This is a genomic window from Vibrio sp. 03_296, assembly GCF_002265885.1.
Genome location: NZ_NPKW01000137.1, coordinates 63,392 through 90,283, shown reverse-complemented (window position 1 = coordinate 90,283; position 26,892 = coordinate 63,392). Strand labels below are relative to the sequence as shown.

Annotated in this window: 21 protein-coding genes and 1 pseudogene; 4 read left to right on the top strand and 18 right to left on the bottom strand. The window is 47.5% G+C overall.

The window, feature by feature from the left end; all coding sequences use genetic code 11:
- The 4 genes and pseudogenes from CIK04_RS17545 to CIK04_RS17525 form a co-directional block, all read right to left on the bottom strand.
- A pseudogene (locus tag CIK04_RS17545) lies at positions 1-424 on the bottom strand (AAA family ATPase); the annotation flags it as partial.
- Between the two features lie 8 nt (positions 425-432).
- Complete coding sequence (gene apt, locus CIK04_RS17540) at positions 433-978, bottom strand: adenine phosphoribosyltransferase (protein WP_011079898.1); 546 nt, start codon at positions 976-978, stop codon at positions 433-435.
- A gap of 165 nt (positions 979-1,143) precedes the next feature.
- Entirely contained in the window at positions 1,144-1,536 is a 393-nt protein-coding gene (locus CIK04_RS17535) for a YbaN family protein (protein ID WP_038964679.1), read from the bottom strand.
- A gap of 466 nt (positions 1,537-2,002) precedes the next feature.
- Positions 2,003-3,109: a response regulator gene (locus CIK04_RS17525; RefSeq protein ID WP_038939842.1), complete on the bottom strand. Its 1,107-nt coding sequence runs from the start codon at positions 3,107-3,109 to the stop codon at positions 2,003-2,005.
- 278 nt (positions 3,110-3,387) lie between these two features.
- On the opposite strand from CIK04_RS17525, the gene CIK04_RS17520 reads away from it, so the two are divergent.
- The gene (locus tag CIK04_RS17520) at positions 3,388-4,263 is read left to right on the top strand and encodes a LysR family transcriptional regulator (RefSeq protein WP_026130681.1); all 876 of its coding nucleotides are present in this window, start codon (positions 3,388-3,390) and stop codon (positions 4,261-4,263) included.
- Positions 4,264-4,367: 104 nt separating this feature from the next.
- Here CIK04_RS17520 and purF read toward each other — a convergent pair whose 3' ends face one another.
- The 10 genes from purF to fabB all read right to left on the bottom strand — a co-directional run bounded on the left by purF (position 4,368) and on the right by fabB (position 20,029).
- Positions 4,368-5,882, bottom strand: a complete 1,515-nt coding sequence (gene purF / locus CIK04_RS17515) for an amidophosphoribosyltransferase (RefSeq protein WP_011079894.1) — start codon at positions 5,880-5,882, stop codon at positions 4,368-4,370.
- Positions 5,883-5,918: 36 nt separating this feature from the next.
- Positions 5,919-6,410, bottom strand: a complete 492-nt coding sequence (locus CIK04_RS17510) for a CvpA family protein (protein ID WP_011079893.1) — start codon at positions 6,408-6,410, stop codon at positions 5,919-5,921.
- Positions 6,411-6,471: 61 nt separating this feature from the next.
- On the bottom strand, positions 6,472-7,035 hold the full coding sequence (locus CIK04_RS17505; RefSeq protein WP_017790111.1) for an SPOR domain-containing protein: 564 nt from the start codon (positions 7,033-7,035) through the stop codon (positions 6,472-6,474).
- A complete protein-coding gene (folC, locus tag CIK04_RS17500; protein WP_097352805.1) occupies positions 7,036-8,301 on the bottom strand; it encodes a bifunctional tetrahydrofolate synthase/dihydrofolate synthase in 1,266 nt (421 codons plus the stop codon).
- 44 nt (positions 8,302-8,345) lie between these two features.
- Positions 8,346-9,272 carry an acetyl-CoA carboxylase, carboxyltransferase subunit beta gene (accD, locus tag CIK04_RS17495; RefSeq protein ID WP_011079890.1) on the bottom strand — a complete coding sequence of 309 codons (927 nt, stop codon included), beginning with the start codon at positions 9,270-9,272 and terminating at the stop codon, positions 8,346-8,348.
- 174 nt (positions 9,273-9,446) lie between these two features.
- Positions 9,447-10,241, bottom strand: coding sequence for a tRNA pseudouridine(38-40) synthase TruA (gene truA, locus CIK04_RS17490; protein ID WP_017420562.1), 795 nt, complete (start codon positions 10,239-10,241; stop codon positions 9,447-9,449).
- 124 nt (positions 10,242-10,365) lie between these two features.
- Positions 10,366-16,221, bottom strand: a complete 5,856-nt coding sequence (locus CIK04_RS17485; RefSeq protein ID WP_097352804.1) for a FimV/HubP family polar landmark protein — start codon at positions 16,219-16,221, stop codon at positions 10,366-10,368.
- A 210-nt stretch (positions 16,222-16,431) separates the two neighbouring features.
- Entirely contained in the window at positions 16,432-17,445 is a 1,014-nt protein-coding gene (locus CIK04_RS17480) for an aspartate-semialdehyde dehydrogenase (RefSeq protein WP_097352803.1), read from the bottom strand.
- Complete coding sequence (locus CIK04_RS17475; RefSeq protein ID WP_026050309.1) at positions 17,442-18,575, bottom strand: 4-phosphoerythronate dehydrogenase; 1,134 nt, start codon at positions 18,573-18,575, stop codon at positions 17,442-17,444. The genes CIK04_RS17480 and CIK04_RS17475 overlap by 4 nt, the downstream gene beginning before the upstream one ends.
- A gap of 242 nt (positions 18,576-18,817) precedes the next feature.
- Complete coding sequence (gene fabB / locus CIK04_RS17465; RefSeq protein ID WP_011079885.1) at positions 18,818-20,029, bottom strand: beta-ketoacyl-ACP synthase I; 1,212 nt, start codon at positions 20,027-20,029, stop codon at positions 18,818-18,820.
- A 128-nt stretch (positions 20,030-20,157) separates the two neighbouring features.
- Between fabB and mnmC the strand changes: the two genes are divergently transcribed.
- Positions 20,158-22,176, top strand: a complete 2,019-nt coding sequence (gene mnmC / locus CIK04_RS17460; protein ID WP_097352802.1) for a bifunctional tRNA (5-methylaminomethyl-2-thiouridine)(34)-methyltransferase MnmD/FAD-dependent 5-carboxymethylaminomethyl-2-thiouridine(34) oxidoreductase MnmC — start codon at positions 20,158-20,160, stop codon at positions 22,174-22,176.
- Positions 22,177-22,241: 65 nt separating this feature from the next.
- On the opposite strand, the gene CIK04_RS17455 is transcribed toward mnmC, so the two are convergent.
- A complete protein-coding gene (locus CIK04_RS17455; RefSeq protein WP_011150887.1) occupies positions 22,242-22,505 on the bottom strand; it encodes a YfcL family protein in 264 nt (87 codons plus the stop codon).
- Positions 22,506-22,519: 14 nt separating this feature from the next.
- Entirely contained in the window at positions 22,520-23,050 is a 531-nt protein-coding gene (locus CIK04_RS17450; RefSeq protein WP_038968415.1) for an elongation factor P hydroxylase, read from the bottom strand.
- A 237-nt stretch (positions 23,051-23,287) separates the two neighbouring features.
- Between CIK04_RS17450 and CIK04_RS17445 the strand changes: the two genes are divergently transcribed.
- Positions 23,288-23,911 carry a trimeric intracellular cation channel family protein gene (locus tag CIK04_RS17445; protein WP_013571317.1) on the top strand — a complete coding sequence of 208 codons (624 nt, stop codon included), beginning with the start codon at positions 23,288-23,290 and terminating at the stop codon, positions 23,909-23,911.
- Positions 23,912-24,008: 97 nt separating this feature from the next.
- Here the strand turns inward: CIK04_RS17445 and aroC are convergent, their stop codons facing one another.
- Entirely contained in the window at positions 24,009-25,094 is a 1,086-nt protein-coding gene (aroC, locus tag CIK04_RS17440) for a chorismate synthase (RefSeq protein ID WP_097352801.1), read from the bottom strand.
- A gap of 198 nt (positions 25,095-25,292) precedes the next feature.
- On the bottom strand, positions 25,293-26,225 hold the full coding sequence (gene prmB, locus CIK04_RS17435) for a 50S ribosomal protein L3 N(5)-glutamine methyltransferase (RefSeq protein ID WP_097352800.1): 933 nt from the start codon (positions 26,223-26,225) through the stop codon (positions 25,293-25,295).
- 59 nt (positions 26,226-26,284) lie between these two features.
- On the opposite strand from prmB, the gene smrB reads away from it, so the two are divergent.
- The gene (smrB, locus tag CIK04_RS17430) at positions 26,285-26,815 is read left to right on the top strand and encodes an endonuclease SmrB (RefSeq protein ID WP_011150890.1); all 531 of its coding nucleotides are present in this window, start codon (positions 26,285-26,287) and stop codon (positions 26,813-26,815) included.
- The last annotated feature ends 77 nt before the right edge of the window (positions 26,816-26,892 follow it).

The following is a 26,892-nucleotide window of genomic DNA, read 5'->3' as shown; positions in this document are numbered from 1 at the left end:
GAGTAACGCATTAAATGAGTGACGCGAGAGCATGTGCACTTCGTCGATCAAGTAAACCTTGAAACGACCGCGTACGCTGGTTTAGTATTGGAACGTTGTCTAACTGTTCACGAGTGTCTTCAACTTTAGTACGCGATGCAGCGTCAATCTCCAGTAGATCAACGAAGCGCCCTTCTTCAATCTCTCGGCAAGTATCACACTGTCCACAAGGCGCAGAGGTGATGCCCGTTTCGCAGTTGAGGGCTTTGGCAAACAAGCGACCAATCGAGGTTTTACCCACACCTCGTGTGCCACTGAACAAGTAAGCATGGTGCAGACGATTGTGCTCAAGAGCATTTTCTAGGGCAGTCAGCACATGGCCTTGCCCCACCACTTCTTTAAATTGACGCGGACGCCATTTTCGCGCTAAAGCTAAATAACTCATTGACTTAATTAGTGTCCTTCGAATTCACAGATGCTGTAAACGTTAAGGCCAAGACCTTCCAAACGCTTGTCGCCACCAATTTCAGGTAGATTGATAACAAACGCTGCATGCTCAACCACACCGCCAAGCTGACGAATCAGTTTGGTTGTTGCTTCAATGGTGCCGCCTGTAGCAAGCAAGTCGTCAACCACTAAAACTTTGTCACCTTCAACGATCGCATCCGTATGGATTTCCAAGGTATCAACACCGTACTCAAGTTCGTATGATTGTGCGATGGTGTTGCGAGGCAGTTTACCCGGCTTACGCACAGGCACAAAACCCACACCTAATTGCAACGCAAGCGGTGCACCAAATAGGAAACCACGCGCTTCAGTACCCACCACTTTGGTGAACCCCATATCTTTGTACTTATCAACCAACAATTGAATGGTTGCCTGGTACGCCTGAGCGTCTTCTAAAAGGCTGGTCACATCGCGAAACAGGATACCTGGTTTTGGGTAATCTGGGATGCTTTTAATACTGGCTTGGATCTGTGCAATGGTGTTTGTAGTCATAATATCGATTTACTTAGATTGGCTCATCGCCCTCTCTTTTTGTCACGCTATTATGAGGGCTTAGAACAGTTGGTACTCATCGTTACAGGGCTGACGTCGAACATTCTCTGTAACGCTAAAAACAAAATGCCCACTCGAAGAGTGGGCTCACTTTTCTTCCCAATTCTAGTCAGTTTCCCGTCGCGCGGCAACCGAGTCGCTCACAGGGAGGCGGACAAAAATGCCAAGCAAAACGATTAAACCAAACATTAGTGCAATCTTTAGCCACATGAGTGGTGCAATCCAGATAGAAACAGAGAAGCTGAGCAGAATAAACAAGATAGCACGCTGTTTAACGCGACGCGTCACCGCTCGATTTTGTTGCCAATTGTTCAGTACCGGACCAAAGGTTTTGTGGTTGTGTAACCAATGATGAAATCGCGGGCTGGAACGTAAAAAACAGGCGCTCGCTAGCAGGATAAAAGGCGTGGTTGGGAGCAGAGGAAGGACAATGCCTGCAATACCAAGGCATAAACTGAGTCCACCAACTATATTGAGAAATAAACGTCGAATACGGATGGTGAACTCCCGATATTAATGCTTAGAAACCCGCGTAACCGTTTAGTACACGAATCCAGGTTAATGTCGCAGGTAAAGTTGGAATTAAAAGAACTGCGATAAAACCAAGAAAATAAAACAGATTATAGGGCTCTTTAAAATCTTTGTCTGCCATGATGCTTCTACTCTTGTGCTGATAACTTTCTTTACGTTTTCTACCCCAAAAGAGTTAACCAATGGTTAAGAAAATGGTTCATTATTGTTTTCGCCGCCAATATACCGCAAAGCCAGCGGTCTAAACACCGAGCAAAAGTAGGGGTAATTGATAAATTTGCGATTTTGTAGAAAGAAATCCAACACCCTCTAGAGAAAATAGAGGAATCAACAAACAAAAGAATGGAGAAATGGAAAGCCGCTCTATTGCCAAGTCACCCTCACGCGGACAAGAAAATCGCCGCTCATGGCGGCGATATTACGTGAAGTATCGTCAGCTCACTTTACTGCCTTTGATGATATTCAAACTGAAGCTAGCGGAGCCTAAACAGCCTAATGTCAGTTGACTGCCGCTACCAATATTAAGATCACGAGTGATGAAGTTTTTTAAACTGTTGTGACCTAGACGGTTTCCAGCAGGAATATGCTGATTGATGAACCCCGTTGACCACTGACTGTCTAGCCCCGCAGGTAAAATTTCAACACTTCCATCCACCAAATCTGCAATGCCAAATAGCGCATTAACAGGGCACGCACAATCCGAATAACGTATGCCCCGCTCTAGGATTTCGACAATATCCTTCAAATCCGCGCTAAAGCTTTTTAGATTGCGTAAGTAATCATCAAACAAAGCGCGTATCAACAAGGCAGTGGCGACACCTTGCTTCTCTACCGAAGCCGAATCGACGAGGTAAAACGCAAACTGGCCATTCATCAACCAACGGTAATCAAACACTAACGGCATCATATCGATCGATTGCAGCAACTTATAGGAAAACTTCCAATCGCCCTGCGATGTATCTTTTTCTGGCAGCAAAGCATGAAGTAAGTCTCTTGCCGAATTGGGGTTATCTTCCAAATAGTTTAAATGCCAGTGAAGCTCCTGCTCGTCGGGCAGCTCTCCGCCGCCATCGACTCGAAACCACTGGCTGGAAAAATCGCGTTGATCCGACATATGATTCATCGAATCTTCCAATGTGTTTTCAATCGCTTCCGCTAAGTGTTGATAATCTCCGATTGGTTTGGGTAAGAAATCTTTAATCCCAAAACGCAGCGCTTTGGCAACATCGGACATCTCTCCTGTTGCGGAAACCACGATCAAAGGCAAAGAGGGATACTCGAGACTGACCTCCTCGACAAATTCTATTCCGTCTAACACGGGCATGGACAAATCACATAATACGATATCAGGATCGCATTCACGTAACTGCTGAAGGGCTTGCAAACCGTTTTCTGACTCAACGACTTTATATCCCTGACTTTCGAGATAGGCACTGGTAATTCGGCGAAAGATCGGGTCATCATCAACCAGTTGTATTAACTTTGGTTGTACCGCTTCCCTTGCCGAGGTCATTGCCGTTTGACTGTGAGTCTTGTACATAGCTTCACCTCACACACTCAGTCAAAGTGGTTATCAATGTTATTATTTTTGTAGTTTACTTATCACAGACGGGCCACTTCCTGTGCTCTGCACCCACTCTGCTCTGTAATAAAACGTAGCTGTAAAAAGCCATATATACAAATATTCCACTTTATATCAGAGTTTGCTACTAGATGTATGCTGATCACAAATCGTGCGACCTGTTGACATGAAGCAAACTTTCATCGCAAAGTTAGCGCTAAATTAGGCCTATTTGGTAAATAGATGTGTCAGGAAATATGAAATTAGACGATCTCAACCTGTTCAGACTCGTTGTTGAAAATGGGAGCTACACCGCAACTTCACGTAAGACCATGATCCCCGTGGCGACCATCACCCGACGCATACAAGCTTTGGAAGATGCGGTTAACTTACGCCTTCTCAATCGCCATGCACGTAAATTATCACTGACAGAAGCGGGAGAGCGCTTTTTCCATGAATGCTCCCCTTTACTGCAAAGACTCACAAACACAGCCGAAGAAATTACCGATGAATGTCGTGGTGCGTCAGGCAAAATCAAGATTTCAACGCCCTACAATCTCACCAAGCGCATGATGATGCCAATGTTGAACGGTTTTATGAGCCAGTATCCAGAAATCAACATTGAACTCACCACAGAAAGTAATGCGGATCAACTTGACCCAACTGAATGGGACGTCATTTTCCGCGTAGGACCACAAAGAGATTCAAGCCTTATCGCGCGTAAAATTGGTTCAGTGAAAGACATTTTGGTCGCAAGTCCTGAGTACGTAAACGCTCACCCAATGCCAACTCATGCTGAAGATCTGCACGACCACTTCCTGCTCAAAGGCCACCCGCTGTTAAAGTGGACATTAATCAACAGCAAAGGCGAAACCGTGGTTAACGTTGATCGTGGTCGCTTCCAAGCCAATGCACTGAATGTGGTACGTAGCGCGTGTTCAGAAGGGCTAGGCATCACTCTCATGCCAGATGTGATGATAAAAGAGTACATCGCCGATGGCAGCCTAGTACGTATTCTGCCTGACTGGAGCGCAAACCCGCGCGATATTTACATGCTCTACAATCACAAAGATCACTTACCTGAAAAAGTGCGTTTGTTTATCGACTACGTGATTGCCTATAACATCCACTAACAGTTTAGCGTGTAACCATAGAGGTTATTTCGAGCACAAAAAAACCAGAGCAGAAACGCTCTGGTTTTTATTTGTCTTATCTTAACCCTGAACTCCGGTGTCGATTACGCACCTTCGTTATGCAATTCTAGGTTAGCCAGATCTTGTTGAATCTCACGCTGAACCTTTGCATCATCGTTACGCATCGAATCAAGGAAATCGAGGTATTGCTGATCAATATCACCCGTCACGTATTCGCCGTTAAACACCGAAGTATCAAACTTAGTAATATCAAGGTTACCTAAGCCCACCGCATCCACTAAATCTTCCAGTTTTTGGAAAATCAGAGCATCGGCACCAATCAGCTTACAGATCGTCTCGTTATCTCGTCCATGCGCAATAAGCTCAGTCGCGCTTGGCATATCAATGCCGTAAACATTCGGGAAACGCACCTCTGGTGCAGCAGAGACAATAAACACTTTCTTCGCACCCGAGTCTCTCGCCATCTCGATAATTTGCTCAGAAGTGGTGCCGCGTACAATCGAATCGTCTACCAACAGTACATTCTTATCTTTGAATTCAGAGCGAATGGCATTGAGCTTGCGACGTACCGATTTTTTACGCAATTGCTGGCCCGGCATGATAAAAGTACGGCCGACATAGCGGTTTTTAACAAACCCTTGGCGGTACGGCTTATCAATCGCTTGAGCAATTTGCAGTGCGATATCACAAGAGGTCTCTGGAATGGGAATGACAACGTCAATATCAAGATCGGCGTACTCTTCTTTAATACGCTCTCCCAGCTTTTTACCCATTTCGACGCGTGCACTGTAAACCGAGATCTTATCGATAAACGAATCAGGACGAGCAAAGTAAACGAACTCAAAAATGCACGGGTTGAGTTTTGGATTGTCAGCGCACTGCTTGGTAAAGAGTTCACCGTCAAAAGTCGCGTAAATCGCTTCACCTGGTGCGACGTCACGCACAAAATCAAAGCCAACTGCATCCAGCGCTACTGATTCTGACGCCACCATGTATTCCGTTTGTCCGTTCTCTTCACGCTTACCTAAGCAAAGTGGACGAATACCATGTGGGTCACGAAAGGCAATCATACCGTGACCGATGATCATCGCTGTAACGGCGTAAGCACCACGAATAGTACGATGAACATTGGCGATAGCTCGGAAAACATCATCAGCAGTGACGTTGCCTTTTACTGTATCAATTTCGTGAGCAAGCACGTTGAGAAGAACTTCGGAGTCTGAGGTGGTATTCACATGGCGGCGATCTTTTTCGAACAGTTTCTGACGAACTTCATGCGCGTTAGTCAAGTTGCCGTTGTGCGCTAAGCTAATGCCAAATGGCGAGTTAACGTAAAAAGGCTGCGCTTCGGAAGCGCTGGAACTACCCGCCGTTGGATAGCGTACATGACCAATGCCGACGTTTCCTTGAAGACGTTGCATGTGTTTTGCTTCAAACACATCTTTGACCAGACCGTTTGCTTTACGCAGACGAAAACGATTGCTTTCTATGGTGCAAATACCAGCGGCATCTTGGCCACGATGCTGTAACACTGTTAACGCGTCATAAATTGACTGGTTTACAGGGGTTGTGCCCACGATTCCAACAATACCACACATGTCCTAATCCTCGATTTGCGACAGTAGCTGGCACTGCTAGAGAGTGCCAGACAAAAAACTCGATGTTGCTTGTAAATGCTCGAAGAATGGGGCAATGATTCGACTGAACTCGGGGACCAGTTGCGAACTCTTCCACCACTCCGAACTTGGGAATGCCGTAAAAGCATCCATAAAAAACAGCACCGCAGAGACAATTAACACCCCACGTAGACCGCCAAACACCACACCCAAAATTCGGTCTGTGCCTGAAAGCCCTGTTTTTTGTACTAGTTGAGCAATGACATAATTGACCACTGCACCAACTACCAAGGTCGCGACAAACAATGCCGCGATTGCGGCTCCGTTTCGAAACATGTCGTCTTCGATATTGGTGAAATACACCGCGAGTTTGGTGTAATAGTTACTGGAGATAAAAAACGCTCCAAACCAAATCACCAATGACAATGCTTCTTTCGCAAAACCGCGAACTAAACTGATCAGAGCTGAAAATCCGATCACACCTAAAATGACAAAATCTAACCAATTCATGTTTTCTTCATCTTAAGTTGGCGCGCATTTTAACAGAAAAAATGCTGACGCAAACGTTTTCTTATGGGTTTAGTGGTTTAAATTTGAGCAATTGACCTTTGGAACCGGTAATTTTTTCCAATTCCACGACTTGTCTTTCAAGTTTACTTTTTGACACATCAGGACCAATTACAACTCGAGTAAATCCATTTTCTTTGATGGTATGCGCTTGATAACCGCGTTTCTGCAAATCCTTCGCCATGTTCTGCGCATTCTCTTCATTACGCAGTGCCATTAACTGAATGATCCATGCTGAATCTTCGTAGTTATTCTTGTCTGCGACCTCGTTGATTTTGACTTCAACAGATTTCGGTTTTGTTTGGCTTTGTCGCGTTTCACTTGGCGTTGACGCAGACTGCCCCACCGTCGCGACCACAGGAGACTCTGGTAGCTTGATGTCGTCTTCTACGGGCTCAAGAATTTCGAAACTCTCCACTTCATTGCTCAATTCCGGTTTGATCGGAATGGTGGCAAACTCTTCTTTATAGTGAAGCTTCTGGCCATCGAGGACATCAGGAAGCACTATCACGCCGATAGCGACCAAGATAATGGTCCCCACCAGACGGCTTTGGAACTTACTTGCCATTTAATTACCTTTGTTTTGTTGCCAATGCTCCAACACTTCACCCACGGTGTGGAAAGAGCCAACCACTAACACTATCTCATCAGATTGTGCTTGTGACAGTGCTTGGTCAAAAGCGTGTGCTGGATCGGTATAACTTTGTGTGCCTTGCGGCAAATATTGAATCAATTCTTCGGCTGTCGCGGCTCTTGGTCCTGTCAGCGAGGCAGGGTACCAATGGCGAGTAACGGGCGCTAAAACTTCTAGCGTCGATTTGATGTCTTTATCCTTCAACATGCCAATCACCGCATGGATGGTTTTACCATGGTAGCGAGACTGAAACTGAGTCACTAAATACTCCGCGGAATGAGGATTATGCGCCACATCCAAAAGAACTAACGGCGCTGTCTGCAACACCTGCATTCGACCCGCTAACTTCGCATTTTTTAGTCCGTTGACGATGTTGATATCGCTCAGTTCAAGATCGGAGGCACCTAGCGCCATTATCGCAGTTGCGGCATTTGGCAAAGGCAAGCCTGGGAGAGGCAAATCTTCCAATGCGAAAGCACCATGCTGCCAGCGCCAACCTTCGCCCGAAAGCTGATAGTCAAACTGAATACCGACTTGGTAAAGCTCTGCGCCGATATCGTCTGCATGTGCAGCAACCGTTGACGGAGGCGTTGGCTGGCCACAAATAGCTGGCTTACCACTACGATAAATGCCCGCTTTCTCAAAGCCGATAACGTTAATGTCATCTCCAAGCCAGTCTACGTGATCCAGTGCCAAGCTAGTGATCACTGAGACATCGTGATCCACCACGTTGGTGGCATCCAATCGCCCACCTAGGCCAACTTCCAATAGAACCACATCGACCTTTTCCGTTTGAAACAAGCGTAATGCCGCCAGCGTCCCATACTCAAACAAGCTTAAGCTGATATCACCGCGTTGTTGCTCAATGAAATCAAACGCTTCACAGTGCTTTTCATCCGCAAGATCTTGACCGTTAATGCGGACTCGCTCGTTATATCGAATTAAGTGTGGCGAACTGTACACGCCAACGGAATATCCAGCATCGAGTAAGATCGCTTCCATTAACGCACATGTTGAACCCTTGCCGTTCGTGCCAGCAACAGTGATCACAGTGGGTGCAGGTTTGGTGAGGTTTGCTTTGAGAGCAACAGCTTGAACTCGGTCTAGGCCAAGATCAATGGCAGAAGTGTGTATATTGGCTAAATAATCAAGCCACACCGCCATAGGGGATGTGGCTTGTGGAATAGAGTTTTGTTTCATCTAACGATAACCATCAAAGACTTGGTTGTTTGTTAGAGGCTACTTTACCCTTTTTCGTTCGCTTCTGGTACAGAATATGCCGCTTCATTTGGTGAATCGTTCACAGAAACAACGAGAGGCGACTTGTGATTGGTCAGCTTGGCGATCAAACCACCAACGCGCTGACGCATTTCACGGCGATCAACGATCATATCGATGGCACCGTGCTCAAGTAGGAACTCACTGCGCTGGAAGCCTTCAGGCAGATCTTCACGTACGGTTTGCTCGATAACGCGACGACCAGCAAAACCGATCAGCGCTTTCGGCTCACCGATATTAATGTCACCAAGCATCGCCAAACTCGCTGAAACCCCACCCATGGTTGGGTCGGTCATCACAGAGATAAACGGCAGACCTTTCGCAGATAGACGCTCTAACGCCGCACTGGTTTTCGCCATTTGCATGAGAGACATCAAAGCTTCTTGCATGCGCGCACCACCACTTGCAGAGAAACAAACGAGTGCACAATTGTTTTCCATTGCCGCTTCAACAGCACGTACGAAACGCGCGCCGACAACAGAACCCATTGAACCACCCATAAATGAGAATTCAAACGCACAAGCCACAATAGGCATGCCTAGCAATTCACCTTTCATCGCAACAAGGGCGTCTTTCTCACCGCTGCTCTTCTGCGCTGCTGCGATACGCTCTTTATAACGCTTAGAGTCTTTAAACTTCAGTTTATCTTGCGGTTCAAGTTCACCACCTAGCTCTACGCGATTGCCTTCGTCCAAAAATGTTTCTAGACGACGACGCGCTTTCATGCGCATGTGGTGATTACACTTAGGACACACTTCAAGGTTACGCTCAAGCTCCGCGTGATACAGAACTTGCTCACATGAAGTACATTTCGTCCACACACCCTCAGGGATAGACGCTTTACGTGAGCTTACGATGTTGCTTTTTTCTAAAATCTTTTCAAGCCAACTCATGGAAGACCTTTTCTCTCTACGCTTCCGCTCCATAGCGAAAGACAAAAATTCGAATTTACGCGTGTGGATTAAACCACATATAACGACAACTGTAGATAAAAAACTGGTTGTACCTATTTTTTCAGTCAAAGTCGCACGCTAAGTTACTCATTTTTTTGAATCTGAATCTCTCGATTAGTTCAAATTATCGGGCAAAAACAACGGGCCGATCGACTCGCGAGGTAAATCGAACTCTTCAGGGTAGTCCACATCAACGAGATACAAACCTTCGGCTTTGGCCGTCGGACCGGCGAGCTTACGATCTTTCGCTTCGAGCAACCATTTGATCCACTCTGGATCTTGCTCCCCACGACCAACCATAATTAAACTGCCCGTAATGTTGCGTACCATGTGGTGCACAAAGGCATTGGCTTTGATGTCGATCACCACATAGTGGCCGTGACGTGTCACATTCAAATGCATCATGTTACGAAACGGGCTTAATGATTGGCATTGAACTGCGCGGAACGAAGTAAAGTCGTTCTCCCCCAACAAATATTGCCCCGCCTCATGCATTTTTTTCTCATCAAGGTCGCCATGATAATGGCTTACCCCTGAGCCCAGAATACCAGGACGCAATGCATGGTTAAAAATGATATAGCGATAGCGGCGTGCGGTTGCTGAAAAACGCGCATGGAACTCATCTGGTACTTCTTTCGCCCAACGTACTGCGATATCTTTGGGTAAGTTCGCATTGGCCCCCATGGTCCAAGCAACCATTTTACGCTCAACATTGGTATCGAAGTGAACCACTTGCCCAGTACCGTGAACCCCTGCATCGGTGCGACCTGCACATTGTACTTCTACTGGATGGTTCGCCACTTTCGATAACGCCTTCTCCAGCTTTTCTTGAACACTGTCGACTTCACGTTGACGCTGCCAACCGAAATAGTCAGTGCCATTGTATTCGATGCCTAATGCAATTCTCATGATAACCTTCGATTTGAATTTGGGGCGGGAAGTATAAACGGTTGTGGCTTGAATTTCTAATCCTCAAACCTCGAGCGATAAAACAAGGGGCAGCGAAAGCTGCCCCTGTGACTTAAGAATGAAATTAACGACCGTTAATCATATCAATGAGATTTTTCGCTTCACGACGAACCACATCATCACCATAAACAATCGCTTCTTCGAGCAGTTTGATTGCCCCTTCCGCATCGTTCATTTCGATGTAAATCTTCGCCAAATCAAGCTTACCCGCCGCTTCTGCGTTTTCATCCACATCCACGTTGCTAATATCCCCAATCACATCAGGAAATTCATCGAGACCGACATCCAGTTTGAGATCTTCCTCTTCGAACTCCACTTCATCACCATCCACTTGAGCCATGAGCTCGTCAATCGTCATGTATTGGTTTTTCTTCGGATCAAAGTCGTCTTGTTCGGCCCAGTTTTCCTCATCGATATTGGGTTGTCTGAGGGCTTCTTCTGAGCTCCAGATTTCACGCTCGTCAGCTGGTACATCACTTGTTACTTCCGCTGATGGGTTATCCGGTAGTTTAAAGCCATTCCAGTCATCGCCGCCGACTTCCAACATCGCTTCAATGTCCATACCAGCACTGGCAGCCATTTCATCATCGGGCGATTCTGGGAAGAAGTTATCATCCAAAGCCTCTTCCGAAAGCAGATCCGCCATCGCTGCTTCATCAAATTCAGAATGAAGTACCTCTTCTTCTGCGATATTGAAGCCCGCTTCCTGAGCAAAAACATCAAATAGGGCATCTTGTTCTTCATAAGAAGAAGGATTGATATGCGGTTTTTTAACCGTATTTAACTCACCACTCTCTTCTATCGATGGTAATTCTAAAGAGTCAAAATGATAATCCTGCTCTTCTGGCTCGGAGGTAATTGGCGCTTCGTCGAGCTCCTCTGCAACCGAAACAATGGCATCTTCTTCGCCAAATTCTGGCAGTTCGATATCATCAATTTCAAAGTCATCTGATTCTGCTTCAGGCTCAGCGTCAGGTTCGATATTTGGCTCACTGGCAACCGCTTCTGCCGCCTCATCTTCGCCAAACTCAGGCAGCTCTAGTTCGTCAAGGTCGAACGCATCGTCCGTTGTTTCGGCTTGAGCTTGCTCTTCTGCACTTTCTGCGTTGTCAGTTGCCGCTTTGCTTGGCTCAAGAACTTCATCTAACGCGGATTCTTCACTTGTGATTTCGGATTCAACGGCTAGCTCTTCCGTTGCAAACGCGTCCTCTTCCACAACCGGAGCATCGTAAGAAGGCTCATCTGCCATCGCGGCCAGTGCTTCGTCTTCGCCAAACTCAGGCAGCTCTAGTTCGTCAAAGTCGAACGCATCGTCCGTTGTTTCGACTTGAGCTTGCTCTTCTGCACTTTCTGCGTTGTCTGTTGCTGCTTTGCTTGGCTCAAGCACGTCATCTAACGCGGACTCGTCACTTGTGATTTCGGATTCAACGACTGGCTCTTCTGTTGCAAACGCTTCCTCTTCCACAACCGGAGCATCGTAAGAAGGCTCATCTGCCATCGCGGCCAGTGCTTCGTCTTCGCCAAACTCAGGCAGCTCTAGCTCGTCAACGTCGAACGCATCGTCCGTTGTTTCGGCTTGAACTTGCTCTTCTGCACTTTTTGCGTTGTCAGTTGCCGCTTCGCTTGGCTCAAGCACGTCATCTAACGCGGGCTCGTCACTTGTGATTTCGGATTCAACGACTGGATCTTCAGCTGCAAACGCGTCCTCTTCCACAACCGGAGCATCGTAAGAAGGCTCGTCTGCCATCGCGGCCAGTGCTTCGTCTTCGCCAAACTCTGGCAGTTCTAGCTCGTCAACGTCGAACCCATCGTCCGTTGTTTCGGCTTGAACTTGCTCTTCTGCACTTTTTGCGTTGTCAGTTGCCGCTTCGCTTGGCTCAAGCACGTCATCTAGCGTGGACTCGTCACTTGTGGTTTCGGATTCAACGGCTGGCTCTTCAGCTGCAAACGCGTCCTCTTCCACCACCGGAGCATCGTAAGAAGGCTCGTCTGCCATCGCGGCCAGTGCTTCGTCTTCGCCAAACTCTGGCAGTTCTAGCTCGTCAAAGTCAACCTCATCAGCAAGGTCGATTTCACCCTCTTCAACAGGCTCATCTAATTCAAAGTCTGCGAGTGATGGTTCATCTGCCATTGCAGACAGTGCGTCTTCTTCACCGAATTCTGGTAGTTCACTCTCATCAAACTCAATGTCGTCGAGATCGGTCACCGCGCTTTCAGCTTGCTCTAGTAACTCAGTTTCGTCGATTGGTGGCGTCGCCAAATCCGACTCAGACAATTCGACCTCAGAAAGCATCGGCTCCTCTTCAAGAGATGCTAACGCTTCTTCTTCGCCAAACTCAGGGAAATCAAGTTCGTCAAGATCAATGTCTTCAAGCTCACTCTCAAGAGAAGGTTCTGCAAAACCAGGCTCATCGGCTAGCACAGACAACTCGTCATCTTCGCCAAATTCGGTGAGCGCTAACTCATCCAAGCCGATCGCATCTTCACCGAGAACCGCATTGGCTTCTTGTACTGACTCATCAGCTAAGGCTTCCAAAGCATCGTCTTCATCGAACTCCAACAGTTCTAAGTCATCAAGACTGTCGTCCTGTTCCGCCGTCGATTCAGCCTCTGCCAATCCTGCTAGCGATTCTTCTTGTTGTGTTTGTGGCAGTTCGCTGTCGGTTGCTAGACCATCAAAAAGAGTCTCTGCCTCTGCCCAATCTTCTTCAATAGGAGTGCCAAACTCATTTGGCACTGCATTTGGTGTCGGTGTTTCAAGAACGGGCTCTTCTAAAGGCATCTCCGCAGAAGGAGCCTCGAGTGCTTGAGCATCCTCAATATCCTGTGCCAACAGCGCTTCTGCGTCAGTTGAAACAGGCTCTGCGATGTCATCAACAAGATCCACAAGCTCATCGTCTTGAGCTGGTGTGTCATCGAGCTCTGAAAGCATGGTGTCATCAGGATGCTCATCTAACGCTTCTTCAGTGACCTCTGTAGCCAAAGGAGTCGATGCTAAGTGCTCATCTGAATCGACCTCATGCTGCTCTAAGTCAATGTGTGGTGATTCAACTTCATCAATCGCACTTTGTAGCCAGTCTTCTTCCTGCGGCTCTAGTGATTCCTCAACATCAAGCTCAGGTGTCGTTGTCGCTATCTCATGGTCGGAAAGCAGTTCTTGCTCTGCGCTTTCCGTCTGCGTTGTAGACTCATACTCATCAATTGAATCAAGTGGGCTTTCTACCTCATCAATGGCGGCTTGCAACCAATCATCATCTTGGTCATCTTGATCATCGATGTCATCGGCATCACCACTTTCCCCCTCTTCCAATGGCAGATCGGCAAGCGGGTCTGAAGGTAAGACAGGCTCAGACGGAGCCGCTTCTTCAAGCAGTGCTTCTGATGAATCATCAAGCGACTCTTGCAAGGGCTGAGGATCAGTATCCAGTTCCGCTTCAGCGGCGCTGCCTTCTTCAATATCCTCTGGGAATGCATCTAGCAGTGGATCAAGCGTCGGCGCAACGTTAGCCAAATCTTCAACAAAATGGCTACTATTGAATTCTGTTGGTTCAAATTCATCGCCGGCCATTGGGCTATCGATGGCCTCTACAAGTTCTTCGACCTCTGCAGCCGGTTCATCTTGCTTAGGCGACGCTTCCTCGAGAGGGAGAACGTCATCCAATAGATCATCAATGGCAGTGTTGTCTACCAAGTCACCTTCTGCATTCCCCTCTTCAATCGCAGGTTCAGAAACGGACAGTTCAACAAAATCTTCTGATGAATCTAATGCCGCATCCAGCTCTGCTGCAAAATCGAACGGCTCTGCGGTATCGTCCTCTTGAGCTTTGTCGCTCTCATCTAAGCCAATCAGTTCGTCAAAGAGATCGCTTTCCTCTGCCGTTACCAGCTCTTCTTCTGGCCATTCCAGCGACTCATCACTCTCTGGCGCACTTTCAAGTAACTCATCGAGCAAATCGGTGCTGTTTTCATCCAGCTCAGGCACAACTTCATCTTGACCAAAGGCCGCGAGCTCCTCTAACTCACTGAGTGGATCAAAGTCATCAAGTGATTCTTCTTCATCCGCTTCGAGTAGCTCATCAAGCAGCTCGGTGTCTGTTGGCGATACCTCAATCTCATCGTCACTTAGACCCGCCAGAGCTTCGAGCTCATCAAGAGGATCGAGGCTCACTTCATCATCTGAAGCCTGTTCCAGCATCTCATCTAACAATGAGGTGGATAAGTCGTCTTGCGTGTCGTCAGCGCCAGACTCCAATAGCGACTCTAATTCGTCTAGGCTGCTTTGCGTGTCCAGTTCTGATTCATCAATGACTGGCTCATCAAACTGAGCCAGCAGCTGATCAATATCTTCATCTGACGCCATCGTTCCAGACATTGCATCAGACATCTGTTTGTTTTCAGTTGGTGCAGCCGCGCTATCTTCATCTAAACCTAAATCAAATTCGTCGGCTTCATCATCGTCACCCAAGTTGGAGAACAGATCATCAAGCATTGACTGGTCAAGGGCTGAATCACCTAGGTCTTCCGTCGGTTCATCGGACGCCAGCAACTCCGCTAAGTCATCTTCTGACATGCCGACGTTTTCACCAGAAAGGTCAAAGTCACTCTCTTCGTCGTCAGTGATTTCCAGCTCTGGACTGACTTCATCCAGCGCACGCTCCATCTCTTCAAGACCAAGCGCTTTGTCAGAACCTTTAACACTGATGCCGTTGTTTGATGAGTCAAAGTCGTCGAAGTCAGTATCCAGATCGCCGTCATCACCGATGCTAGCAAATGGATCTTCACCATCTTCGCCTTCAAGATTGAAATCGAGATCACTGTCGTCAAGATCACCAAAGACGTCGTTTTCGTCTTCTCCCATAGAGTCATCAAACAGCAACTCGCTATTGTCATCGCTGTCGCTGAAGAGGTCATCATCGAGGGTGAGATCATCGGTCAGATCGTCCAGATCCGAATCTGACATTGGCGGTGGTGTTAATGGCGCTTCAGTTTGTGTTTCACTTGCGCTTGGTTCCGCTTCTTTGCGGCGCCCTAGCAACATCACAATCAAAAGGCCGATCAATGCCCCAGGAATCAGGGCAGCGGCAGCCACCATCCAGCCATTTGATAAGAACTGATCAAACGCCGACGGTTGCATGCGTTGCTGTTCTTCAAGCTTCGCCTTTTCTTCCGCGAGTAACTTCTCGACTTCAGAACGAATACGGTTTTCATCACCCAGCTCGGTTTTCAATCCATCCACTTCGGACTGAACTTCCGCCAACATCAAACGCAAATTGTGGTTCTTTTCTTCCAGTGCGGTTAATTCGCTTTCGGACATCTCGAGCTGTTTCTCAAGCGTTTTCACTTGAGGAACCTCTGGTGCCTTCACTGGCGTGGTGTCGACTGGGGGCTCCACCTTCACCGTTTCGCTCACTGCTTGGACTGGTGTCGCTGGCGTCACTTTGACTGGGCGAGTAACTGGCGTTGGCGCAATAGGACGAGGAGTCGCATTGAGCTTATCCTGATGTGCTTTCATCACCGTGACCGCTTGCTCGGTTGAGGCGCTGCGCACTTGTGCGAGCGACGGTACACGTAAGGTACTACCTGGCACTAAGCTGTGAATATTTTGGTTTTCAAACGCCTGCGGGTTTAATCGGTAAATGGCTAAGAGAGTTTGTTGTACCGAGACGTTATTTGCGGGGCGTAATTTACTGGCGATTGACCACAAGGTTTCGTTTGCACTTGTTGGGCCATAGAAACGAGAGGGTTCGTCGGAAACAGGCAGTGGCGAGTTGGCACGCTCAACTTGTTCTGAAAAACTTGGCGATGATTGCACTTCACCAGTAGGACCGACTAATCGAATGCCGTCCGCTTGTGAAACTGATGTCGGTAGCGCAGTCATTAGCAGTAAAGGGGCTAACAGGCGCTTAAAAATTTGACGCATAGAAGGCTCAGCTCTGTGCTTAGTTATAATTTAAATCATGATCTGTTAAATATATCGGATAACCACGGCAAAACTATAGGAATTAAGCCAAAAAATGTGGGTCTGACATGATATTCGTACTAATCTCACACAATTGCTCTTCAATCGAACAAAAAAGCCTCGCACATGGCGAGGCTTTGAGTTTAAACGCTTTGACTAATTCTCTTGCGATTAGTAGTAGTCGCGAATCAACACTTCTGCGATTTGAACAGCATTGGTTGCGGCACCTTTACGCACGTTATCCGCCACGACCCACAAGTTCACGCCACTATGATGGCTGATGTCGTTACGAATGCGACCTACCATCACATGGTTTTTGCCACCCGCATCGCGAACTTGGGTTGGGAAGTCTTCGCCATGGAACACTTCAACGCCCTCGGTTTCTTCCAGCAGGCGAACCACTTCTTCTGCATCAATCGGTGAACCCGTTTCGATATGAACCGCTTCAGCGTGACCATAGAAAACCGGTACACGCACGCACGTAGGGTTAACGGTAATCGACGCATCATTAAAGATTTTCTGCGTTTCCCACACCATTTTCATCTCTTCTTTGGTGTAGCCGTTATCCATAAATTTGTCGATTTGTGGAATACAGTTAAATGCAATTTGCTGAGCAAACTGTTTGTTTTCCGCCGGAATGCCGTTTAAGAGTTTCGCGGTTTGTCCCGCTAGCTCATCAATACCTGCTTTGCCCGCACCAGACACCGACTGATAAGTACAAACGTTAATGCGCTCAATACCCACGGCATCGTAAATTGGTTTTAGTGCCACCAGCATCTGGATGGTTGAACAGTTAGGATTGGCAATGATGTTGCGGTTACGGAATTCAGCAATGGCTTCTGGGTTAACCTCTGGAACCACCAATGGAATATCGTACTCATAACGGAAATGTGATGTGTTGTCGATCACGACCACGCCTGTCTCTGCTGCGATAGGCGCCCATTTCGCAGAAAGATCACCGCCAGCAGAGAACAGACCGATGTGCGCGTGCGACCAGTCAAACTCTTCGACATTTTGCACGTAAATTGTTTTACCGTTGAAACGGTAAGTCTTACCTTCACTGCGCTCACTGGCTAGCAAGTACAACTCACCGACAGGAAATTTGCGCTCTTGAAGCACTTCAAGAATGGTTTCACCGACCGCTCCGGTCGCCCCTAAAATGGCAACATTGTATTGTTGGCTCATTGACTTACCTCAACTTGAAAACCTAGTTTTGCTAGTGGTTTTAGACGACATTGCGCGCTTCCCACTAGCGTGACTGCACTGTATTCACGACGATCCCAATACTCTTTGCGCATTAGGTCAAATGCACCTGGCGCACCGATTTCACGTCGGAATTGTGCGTCATCTCTACGCACATCGTAGACCAATTGCGTCAGGGTATGGAGCGTTGCTTCATCCCACTTGCGATCCAGTACCACTTTTGGCACGGGCGCAGTTGGCAAGAGGTCGCTGGCATGCGCACGAAGTTCATTACCGATAAACTCACAATAACTATTGAAGATCATTGTGGTTCCGCGAGCTTTCCCCTCAAGACCGTAACCAGCTACGTGAGGGGTGGCGAATGCTAACAGAGGCAGTAGCTCCATATCAACCTCTGGCTCAAATTCAAACACATCAAGTGCCGCCGTAAAGCCGTCAGCTTGTTGCAGACGTCGCTTAAGCGCTTGATTATCGACCACAGGACCACGAGCAGCGTTAATCAAAATTTGATCCGCACGCAATGAGTTTAGAATGTCTTCGTTGATCAGGTGATGTGTCGGATATTGACCGTCGCGTGTGATTGGCGTGTGTAAGGTGATAACATCCGCTTCTTGCAACAAACGATCAAGCGAGGTGAACTCACGCTCGTCCCCTTCTTCTTGCTTAAAAGGGTCATTGATCAGCACTTTAATACCGATGCCTTCCAAACATTGCTGTAAGTAACTGCCAACTTGCCCAGCACCAATAATGCCAACGGTTTGTTCAAAAACCGAAAAACCTTGCTGCTGCGCCAGTACCATCATGACACTAAAGACATACTCAGCGACACCCACTTTGTTGCAACCTGGAGCCGCAGTAAAGTAAATGCCCTTTTCTTTCAATAGCGCTTGGTCAACATGATCCATACCCGCTGTCGCGGTACCAACAAACTTCAGTTTGTTGGCTTTGCTGATCAATTCAGCGTTCACTTTCGTCACTGAACGAATCATCAGTGCATCAATATCCACCAAGTCGTCAGCCTTCAAACTGCGGCCTGGCTTCAAAATCACTTCACCAAGCTGGCTAAATAGCGTCTCGGCGTAAGGCATGTTTTCATCAACAAGAATTTTCATTGCGGCAAATCCCAGATCCATATTGGAAAGTTGCAGTGATTGTGCCCTTTTTCATAAAAATCTCAACACATTCACCGACAAACAAAAAGAAAAAACCCGGTACAAGACCGGGTAAAATTCCAGAACAAAAGGATCCCGTCCCGCTCTCCATGGGACAGAGTCTGCGTCTGTTCGATCAGTGGTACTGATCAAGCTCTGGAAACTGGTGACCGTGCTGCGATGCAACACGCTGAGCTTTGCCATTAACCTTGGTATTTTTTAATCACCAAAGTTGCATTGGTACCACCGAAACCAAAGCTGTTCGACATCACTGTATTCAATTCTGCTTCACGCATTTCAGTCACAATATCAAGGCCTTCAGCCGCAGCGTCTAGGTTTTCGATATTGATGCTTGGCGCAATAAAGTTGTGGTGTAGCATCAGCGTTGAGTAAATTGCTTCGTGAACACCAGCTGCACCCAATGCGTGACCTGTCATCGCTTTGGTTGCTGAAATGGCCGGGCTGTTACCCGCGAAGACTTCTTGAATCGCACCCAATTCTTTCACATCGCCTACTGGCGTTGAAGTACCATGCGTGTTGATGTAGTCGATTTTCTCTACGTCTTGCATCGCCATCTTCATACAACGCACAGCGCCTTCACCTGATGGTGCCACCATGTCGTAGCCATCCGATGTCGCACCATAGCCGACGATCTCACCGTAGATTTTCGCGCCACGCGCTAAAGCGTGCTCAAGCTCTTCGATCACCAGCATGCCGCCGCCGCCAGAGATAACAAAACCATCACGGTCTGCATCGTAAGTACGAGACGCTTTTTCTGGCGTCTCATTGTATTTGGTTGATAGTGCGCCCATCGCATCGAACATCATGGTTAATGTCCAATCGAGCTCTTCACCACCACCGGCAAACACGATATCTTGTTTGCCAAGTTGAATAAGTTCCGCTGCGTGACCAATACAGTGTGCTGAAGTCGCACACGCTGAACTCATGGTGTAGTTCACACCGCGAATTTTAAATGGTGTTGCCAAACACGCAGAAACGGTTGATGACATGGTACGAGGCACCATGTAAGGACCGATACGCTTCACGCCTTTTTCACGCAGCGTGTCGACTGCCGCCGCTTGGTTTAGTGATGACGCACCACCAGAACCCGCAACGATACCTGTACGGTCGTTTGAAACTTGATCTTCTGTCAGGCCCGCATCCGCGATTGCCTGTTCCATCGATAGGTATGCATACGCAGCCGCATCGCCCATAAAGCGCATTTGTTTGCGATCGATATGATCGGCAGGAGTAATTTTCAGATCGCCCCACACCTGAGAACGCAGGCCTTTCTCTTTGAATTGCTCAGACGAAGTGATACCTGATTTACCTGCTTTTAGAGAAGCAAGCACTTCTTCGACGTTGTTACCGATACTTGAAACAATACCCATACCGGTGATTACGACTCGTTTCATGTGACATTCCTATAATTCAAAATCCGCTAGATAATAACTAAGAAGCATAACAAAAGTGGTCAGCTTTCCCAGAAATTCGTACAATCGCTCTATTCTAACCGCGCTACATCACAGATTTACATCCTACTATGACATCCATTACCCATGCAGAACTCGGCTGGAATGAAGTCGGCACACCGGTTTCTGACCAATTTGATGACGTTTACTTCTCCAATGTGAACGGCCTAGAAGAAACGCGCTATGTGTTTCTTAAACAAAATCTTATTCCTGAAAGATGGCAAGAATTTGACCGCCGTCGTTTTGTGATTGGCGAAACGGGTTTTGGCACAGGATTGAATTTCCTCGCGGTTTGGCAGGCGTTCAATGACTTTCGCCGTGCAAACCCTGATGCAGCACTCAAAGAGTTACATTTTGTCAGCTTTGAAAAGTTTCCCCTTAGCAAACAAGATTTGATCAAAGCGCATCAAGCTTGGCCTGAGTTGGCGGAACTCGCGGAAAAACTTCATCGTCATTATCCACCTGCCGTCCCAGAATGTCATCGCATTGTGCTGGACAATGGCGCCGTCACGCTTGATCTGTGGCTTGGCGATATTAAAGACTGCCTACCCTCGGTGCCTTACGGTGAAGAAGGCATTATCGATACTTGGTTCCTCGATGGGTTTGCCCCAAGTAAAAATCCGGAAATGTGGAATCAGGATCTTTTCAATGGTATGGCGAAACTGGCGAGAGCTGAGTGTCGTGTGGCGACGTTTACCTCTGCGGGTTTTGTAAGACGAGGCTTGATTGAAGCGGGCTTTGCCATGAAAAAAGTCAAAGGCTTTGGCACCAAGCGAGAAATGATCGCAGGCTGCATGGAAACAAGACAACAACAAAGTCGCCACGCGCCATACTTCAATCGCACCTCTGCATCTCATCTCGACTCTATTGCCATCATTGGCGGAGGGATTGCTAGCGCAGCCCTCGCAAAAGCCTTGGTTCAACGTGGGCAAAAAGTGACCCTCTATTGTAAACACGCCCAAGCTGCAGAAGGCGCATCGGGTAACCGACAAGGCGCAGTATACCCTTTGCTCAATGGCAATCATGATGGCGTTTCGCGCGTATTTGCCCCCGCGTTTTTGTTTGCTCGCCAGTTTGTAGAGCAAGCTGCACAAGCGCTCACCTTCGATCATGACTGGTGTGGCGTGACCCAGTTGATGTGGGATGAAAAATCAACCAACAAGTTGGACAAGATGCTCGCTGGGAACTTTGCGCCCGAGTTGATTCAAAAACTCTCCGTAGAAGAAACCGCAGCAAAAATTGGTTTGCCGATCGACATGGCATCGGTTCACTATCCACTTGGCGGCTGGCTATGCCCAGCAGAGCTAACCCAAGCCCAATTTGCGCAATTGGGCACCCGCGACAACTTCACGGCCAAATTTGAGCAGAGTGTTGAACAACTCATCTGGGACGAAAGGTCACAGCTATGGCAAGTCCATACTCAGGGCCAACACGATACTCACAGCGCTGTGGTTATTGCCAATGGTCATGAGTTTCAAACCTTCAGCCAAACCGCTGACATTCCGCTTGGCCAAGTCAAAGGTCAAGTCAGCCATGCCCCAGCTACTGAGACGCTCTCTAAGCTAAAAAGTGTGCTGTGTTACGACGGCTACATGACTCCCGTCAACCCAAACAATCAACATCTTTGCATTGGCGCGAGTTACGATCGCCGCCATTTGGATACTGAGTTTGATGCCAATGCGCAACAAGAGAATGCCGAGAAACTGACGCAATGTGTCCCAAACCAAGCGTGGGCAAAAGAAGTGGATACCTCTAGCAATTTATCTCGCCAAGGGATCCGCTGTGTAAGCCGAGATCATCTGCCGTTTGTTGGCAATGTCGGCGACTTCTCGGCTATTAAGCGTCAATACGCCGATTTGCCGCACACTCAAGCAGAAGATATAGCGGTAATTTCTCAGTTTCCGAACTTATTCTGCCTCCTAGGCCTTGGCTCTCGGGGCTTGAGCTCTGCACCACTGATGGCGGAGCTGCTCGCCTCGCAAATCTGTAACGATCCACTGCCTTTGCCTGTTGACGTGCTTGAAGAGTTACACCCAAGCCGCATGTGGGTAAGGAAACTGCGCAAAGGCAAAGCCATTACCGAGCTGTAAGTAGAAGATGCACACAAACAAAAACGCCTCGTTGTATTGACGAGGCGTTTTTATTGAAACAAAGGTTAAGCTTGCGCTTGGAGCTCTTGCCACAAGTCGCTGACGATGATGCGATCTGCTGGTGCAAGTTCTGAGCGAGCATTCTCTAAACTCTGCTCAATGCGCGATTTCAGTTCCGTCACATCGTTTACGCCATCGTCTTCGCAAGACGCAGCAGAGAGCGAAATATGGCCACGCAAATAACCACCTGCAAACAGTTCATCTTCTGATGCCGTTTCAATACGTGCATCAATCAGTTCCAACAGTTTTTCTTCAAATTCAATAATCATGGATAATCTCGTGGTTACTTAACGATGAAATCGCCTACTTCTAAGGGCTTTACTTGATAAAAATTCCGCAATGCATCGGAAAGCATCTGCACACGAGGGGGGAACCCCGTCTCAAATATCGATATAACTTCCTGATGCACTTTCTGCATAAAGCCCAAACGGTCAGGCTCGAAATCGCCGTGTAGGTTGTCACAACTTACATTAAAAGGAAAGCCTGCGCTGAGTGCCAAAATCCATTCGTACGCTTGTGGGCGAATTTCAACTTTTTCAAACTCAGCTTGCACCTCAGCCGTTCTTCCATCGGGTTCATACCAATAACCAAAGTCTTCAAGGAGTCGGCGCTCTGGCCCAGCCACGCACCAATGGGCTATTTCGTGTAATGCAGAGGCATAAAAACCACGAGCAAAAATAATCCGATGATAAGGAACTGTGGTATCCGCAGGTAAATAAATTGGCTCATCGCCACCCAACTCCAATTGGGTATTGAATGACTCAGAAAAGGTCTGATTAAAAATGGTGATGAGGTCTTGATAATGGTGACTCATGGTTCGATCTGTACTTCTTTTGACTTGCGCTGCGCATTGTCGCTCTTTTTTAGAATGAGGTAAACGATTGTTCCAAAACACAGCGCAATTTGAATTAGCTCACCTTATTTGAAAGCGCGCTTTCCCCTACTATTTCTCATTCGTCAACCCAATCATTTGTGACTAAACTCACGCCTTATTTGTTATTCCACCCTTTGTATATATGACGCAAAGGAAGTGTTACTAGAGCGTTTCAACATGTTGTTAAGTGTTTTGTATGTCATTGGCATCACGGCAGAAGCCATGACTGGTGCGCTAAGCGCCGGACGCAGAAAAATGGATTGGTTTGGTGTAATGTTGGTGGCCAGTGCAACAGCCATTGGCGGCGGTACGGTACGAGACATCCTGCTAGGACACTACCCGCTTGGTTGGGTAAAGAATCCTGAGTTTCTTGCTATCACTTGTGTGGCGGGCATCTTAACAACGGGGCTTGCTAAATGGGTGATCAAACTCAAAGGCTTGTTTATTCGCCTTGATGCCCTCGGCCTCATCGTATTTAGCATTATTGGTACTAAAATTGCGCTGCAGATGGGCTTGCATCCGGGCATTTGTATGGTTTCCGCTCTAGTGACTGGTGTTTTTGGTGGTTTACTGCGCGACCTCATCTGTCGTCAAACACCATTGGTATTGCATGAAGAACTTTACGCATCCATTGCGCTTTTGGCATCGGGTCTTTACCTGACATTGTTGGCATTTGAAATCCCAGACGTCACGGCCACTATCGTCACACTCGTGGTGGGTTATGTACTGCGCATGGCGGCAGTCCGATTTAAATGGCGCTTACCGTCATTCCATTTGGACTCTGAAGAAGCCGTGCATTAAGAGACAAAATCTCCTATCAATCCATATCAAAAGGGTGACCAAGATGGCCACCCTTTTTGTTTATATTTCAATAGCTTTAAACTAGACAACTAGATAACTAGATTTTTGGCGTTTGCGTGCTGACGCCATGATTTTGTCCACGATGACGCAGTAAGTGGTCCATTACCACAATCGCCAACATGGCTTCAGCGATGGGCACTGCGCGAATACCAACACAAGGATCATGACGACCTTTGGTAATGAGCTGTGTCGATTCTCCATCCACATTGATGGTGTCTCCCGGCACTGTGATGCTTGAGGTTGGTTTTAACGCAATATTGGCAACGATGTCTTGTCCGGTTGAGATACCACCTAAGATACCACCAGCATGGTTGCTGCCAAAACCCTGAGGAGAAAGCGTGTCGCGGTGCTGACTGCCTTTTTGGCTCACGACATCAAAGCCATCACCAATCTCCACACCTTTCACCGCATTAATGCTCATCAAAGCATGAGCAATATCCGCATCAAGACGGTCAAACACGGGCTCACCTAAACCAACAGGAACATTCGTCGCCACAACTTGAATCTTGGCACCGATCGAATCGCCTTCTTTTTTCAAGTCTCGGATCAGTTGATCAAAAGCCTCAACTTTGTCGACGTCAGGGCAGAAGAATGGGTTGTTCTCAATTTCGTTCCAGTCCACTTTATCAATCGCGACATCACCCATTTGCGAAAGATAAGCGCGGATCTCAACACCAAATGCTTGCTTGAGGTATTTCTTCGCAATCGCTCCAGCAGCCACTCGCATGGCGGTTTCGCGCGCCGAAGAACGACCACCACCCCGGTAATCACGAATCCCATATTTTTGGTAATAAGTGTAATCAGCATGACCCGGACGAAATTTATCTTTGATGTCTGAGTAATCTTTCGAGCGTTGGTCGGTATTTTCAATCAACAAACCAATCGATGTGCCTGTTGTTTTCCCTTCAAACACCCCTGAAAGAATTTTCACTTCATCCGGCTCGCGGCGTTGGGTGGTGTAACGTGATGTACCTGGGCGTCGGCGATCCAGATCGGTCTGCAGATCTGCTTCACTAATTTCAAGCCCTGGAGGACATCCATCCACAATACATCCCAGTGCGATACCGTGACTTTCTCCGAACGTGGTTACTCGGAAATGTTGTCCGATACTGTTTCCTGCCATTACTTCCTCAAATATTGTTAGCGCTGTAAACCAGGCTATACATTTCAATTCTTCGTGATTTCATAGTGGCGCTATTGTGTTTTGATGTAAACCCCTAAAACGATCAATTTTGTCTTTTTCGGTCATCTCGAAAAAAACGCCCGCTTAAATCATTAAAGCGGGCGTTTTCTCAAAAAGTGTCAGCAAAGGGGTTAATGCTTAGTCTTTGTATAGACGGAAATCCTCAGCACACGCCAACAACTGCTCGCGCGTGAGCAAGAAGACGCCGTGGCCGCCATTTTCAAACTCAAGCCAAGTGAATGGAATATGTGGATATTGCTCCATCATGTGTACCATTGAGTTGCCCACCTCACAGACCAAAATACCTTTATCTGTTAGGTAATCCGGTGCATTCGCCAAAATACGACGCACGAGTTTAAGACCATCAGTTCCAGCAGCAAGGCCCAAGGCAGGCTCATGAGTGAACTCCGTTGGTAGGCTATTCATGTCTTCTTCATCCACGTATGGTGGATTGGTCACGATGATGTTGTATTGCTCTTTTGGCAAATCACGGAATAGATCGGAACGAATAGGGAAAACTTGTTGCTCCATGCCGTGGTCTTGAATGTTTTGCTCGGCTACCGCGAGTGCATCCACCGAGATATCAATGGCATCCACTTCAGCTTCAGGGAAAGCATGAGCACAGGCAATTGCAATACAGCCACTGCCCGTACACAGATCCATAATGCGTACTGGCTCTTCGATTAACCATGGTTCAAATTGCGCTTGGATAAGTTCACCAATTGGTGAACGTGGCACAAGTACGCGCTCGTCAACGAAGAACTCTAAGCCACAGAACCAAGCTTTGTTGGTCAGGTAAGCGGTTGGCGTACGTTCATTGATACGCTTAACCACACGCTCAACAACGCGTAAACGCTCGCTACTGGTCAAACGTGAGTTCAATACATGCGGAGGCACATCAATCGGTAAATAGAGCGTAGGAAGGATTAGCTGAACCGCTTCATCCCAAGCATTATCAGTGCCGTGACCGTAAAACAAATTAGCGGCATTAAAGCGGCTCACTGTCCAACGAATCATATCTTGAAGAGAATGAAGCTCAGAAACTGCCTCTTCTACAAAAATCTTATCCAAAATTGCCTCCGAAAAGCGCTACAATACTGCCAATGATGTAAATATTTAGTGTTAAACCCATGAGTAACAAAGACAACGACCTTGACGACGATTTCTCATTATTCCGGGAAGCAGTACAGGGCATAAAAAAGTTGCCTCAGGATACCATAGTCCAGCAACCAAACAGAAATACTAAACAAAAAGAAATCAAGCGTATTAGCCGTGAAGCCAGTGACTCTGAATTCTATTTCTCAGACGAGTTTGTTCCTCTTTTAAGCGAAGAAGGGCCGACCCGTTACGCACGTGACGACGTGTCCACCTATGAAGTCAAACGCCTGCGACGCGGGGTGTATGTTCCCGATGTGTTTCTTGATATGCACGGGATGACACAACAAGAAGCGAAGCGTGAACTTGGCGCAATGATCGCGTACTGTGTGAAAAATGAAGTGCATTGTGCTTGCGTGCAGCACGGTATCGGGAAGCACATTCTCAAGCAAAAAACGCCACTGTGGCTCGCGCAGCATCCTGATGTGCTGGCCTTCCACCAAGCACCACTTGAATTTGGCGGAGATGGCGCCCTGCTTGTTCTGCTCTCAATCCCTGAGAAATAAAACCGCTCACACGCCTGCAGGCGGCTCTCTCCTGCAGCGTCCTTCTTTTCGTTATTGCGCTCTAACCACTATTAGGC